This window comes from Deltaproteobacteria bacterium (assembly GCA_026388545.1).
Taxonomy (GTDB): domain Bacteria; phylum Desulfobacterota; class Syntrophia; order Syntrophales; family UBA2185; genus JAPLJS01.
In genome coordinates this window covers 1-1,953 of sequence record JAPLJS010000066.1, presented here as the reverse complement: position 1 = coordinate 1,953, position 1,953 = coordinate 1, and the positions used below count along the sequence as shown (strand labels likewise).

The following is a 1,953-nucleotide window of genomic DNA, read 5'->3' as shown; positions in this document are numbered from 1 at the left end:
AGGGTTCCGTTTTCAGCGGCAGAGAAAGCGACAGCGGGTTGGCATGAGGATCCCTGACCCATTCGCCTTCGTACTGGAAGACGAATCGGCGACGCTCGTCAAGCCAGAGGCGGCCTGTTAGGCGGTTCCGAAGATAGACGTCGAGGACCGGCTCTTGCTCACTCATGAGGCCACGTCCTGTCTTTCAGCTCGATTTCGATGCCGAGGGCATGAAGCGCCTGCAGGACCTTACCAAGCTGGGCCGTGGCTTTTCCGTTTTCGAGGTCCGAGAGGAATCGGTAATTGACGTTGCAGAGACCTGCGGCATCGGCGAGGGTCAGGCCGTCTTCCTTTCTTTTCTTCCGGATAGCGGCCCCGATATCGACAGCGGATCTCACGACCGTTTTCATATCATACCCCCGAGTATTATTCCCGTTCGGGAATATATCGCCAACAATAGCCCCTTGTCAAGCATATTATTCCCTATCGGGTATATTTTATGCCTTTAAGGAAGGAATTGCACATATAATTCCCGAACGGGAATATTTCCCTATGCCGGGAGAGATATAAATCCTTGTTCTTTGAAATGCCGGTCAAGGGTGTGTTGCCCCCAGAATTACATGTTGCTATTCCTCGCACCTTTCGATATGATCCTTAAAATCATCAAACCAGTAAGGGCACTGCCCCACCCTTTCATTGGACGACAAAAATGCAGGATGTGTTACAAGCCATACTCAATTTCGAGACCCCAAAGTTGCACTAAAAAAGAGGAGTTATAGCTATGGAAAAAATGATTAAAATTCATCTCGAAAAATTGCCTGAAGGGCTATACCTGGCGACATCCGATGATATTCAGGGATTGGTTGCGCAGGGGAGAACCGTTTCCGAGACGCTTGAAATCGCGAGGGATGTGGCTAAAAAGCTCATAGAAGAGCAAGGCTTCCCAGCCGTAAATCTGGGAGCTATCAGTGATTCTTTTGAGTATCCTTTGATCGTAGGAACATAAACCATGGGACAGTTGTCCGGTTTTAGATATCGAGACATCGTACAACGTCTCAAGTTATTCGGCTTCTCGTTCCTCCGTCAAGCGGCGGGAAGCCACGAAATCTGGTACAATAAATCAACAGGCCGCTATACAACGATCCCAAATCACGCAGGCGATATGCCCCAGGGTACCCTCAGGGCAATCTTGAAACAAGCGGATATTTCAGCCGAAGATTTCATCAACATGAAACATTCATGAAGGGTAGCCGTCGCTCCATCGGAAAGCGCTCCCCGCAGTTCTCATAATTCGGCAAATTCATGAGCGAAATTATCATTGAGGCAGGACGCACCGAGAAAAACTACTGGGCCGATCTCTGGCGCTACCGGGAGCTTTTTCTGATTCTGGCATGGCGCGATCATCCGTGCGCTACAAGCAGACTATCCCCGGAATTCACCCTGACCCCAGTTTTTTGGGAAATTGGAAATCATTGACGCAGTTAGGGATCTGGATGATTTAAGGACACCGCCCGGCAATCGGCTTGAGGCGCTGTCAGGCGATAGACGGGGGCAACACGGCATCCGCATCAACGAGCAGTGGCGCGTCTGCTTTGTCTGGCAAGATGGAAATGCAAACGATGTTGAGATCGTTGATTATCACTAAGGAGGGAGTATGAACGGGAGGGATTTTCCTCCGGTGCATCCCGGAGAGATTTTACTGGAAGAGTTCTTGAAGCCGATGAGCATTAGTCAGTACCGCCTGGCCGAAAGCATCCGCGTTCCGGCGAGGCGGATCAACGAGATCGTGCTTGCAAAGCGCGGCATAACCGCGGATACCGCCCTGCGGCTGTCTCGTTTTTTCGGGAATTCTGCTCAATTTTGGATGAATCTTCAAACACGCTACGAGCTTGAATCGGCGCGCGATTTATCGGCGTCCAGCATTGACCGGGAAGTCAGGCCACACGCAGCAGCGTAAGATGCGAGGTAAGGTGG

5 protein-coding genes and 2 pseudogenes are annotated in these 1,953 nt (G+C 50.8%); 5 read left to right on the top strand and 2 right to left on the bottom strand.

The window, feature by feature from the left end:
• Together NTW12_07645 and NTW12_07640 are read right to left on the bottom strand one after the other, a co-directional pair.
• On the bottom strand, positions 1-166 hold a 166-nt coding region (locus tag NTW12_07645; protein ID MCX5846214.1), incomplete at its 3' end, for a HipA N-terminal domain-containing protein.
• Complete coding sequence (locus NTW12_07640; GenBank protein MCX5846213.1) at positions 159-389, bottom strand: helix-turn-helix domain-containing protein; 231 nt, start codon at positions 387-389, stop codon at positions 159-161. The genes NTW12_07640 and NTW12_07645, both read right to left, overlap by 8 nt.
• A 371-nt stretch (positions 390-760) precedes the next feature.
• On the opposite strand from NTW12_07640, the gene NTW12_07635 reads away from it, so the two are divergent.
• The 5 genes and pseudogenes from NTW12_07635 to NTW12_07615 all read left to right on the top strand — a co-directional run bounded on the left by NTW12_07635 (position 761) and on the right by NTW12_07615 (position 1,936).
• A complete protein-coding gene (locus tag NTW12_07635; protein ID MCX5846212.1) occupies positions 761-985 on the top strand; it encodes a DUF1902 domain-containing protein in 225 nt (74 codons plus the stop codon).
• A 3-nt stretch (positions 986-988) separates the two neighbouring features.
• Positions 989-1,222: a type II toxin-antitoxin system HicA family toxin gene (locus NTW12_07630; protein ID MCX5846211.1), complete on the top strand. Its 234-nt coding sequence runs from the start codon at positions 989-991 to the stop codon at positions 1,220-1,222.
• A 59-nt stretch (positions 1,223-1,281) separates the two neighbouring features.
• A pseudogene (locus tag NTW12_07625) lies at positions 1,282-1,415 on the top strand (ABC transporter permease).
• Positions 1,416-1,438: 23 nt separating this feature from the next.
• Positions 1,439-1,624: pseudogene (locus tag NTW12_07620) on the top strand (type II toxin-antitoxin system RelE/ParE family toxin).
• A 9-nt stretch (positions 1,625-1,633) separates the two neighbouring features.
• On the top strand, positions 1,634-1,936 hold the full coding sequence (locus NTW12_07615) for a HigA family addiction module antitoxin (GenBank protein ID MCX5846210.1): 303 nt from the start codon (positions 1,634-1,636) through the stop codon (positions 1,934-1,936).
• The last annotated feature ends 17 nt before the right edge of the window (positions 1,937-1,953 follow it).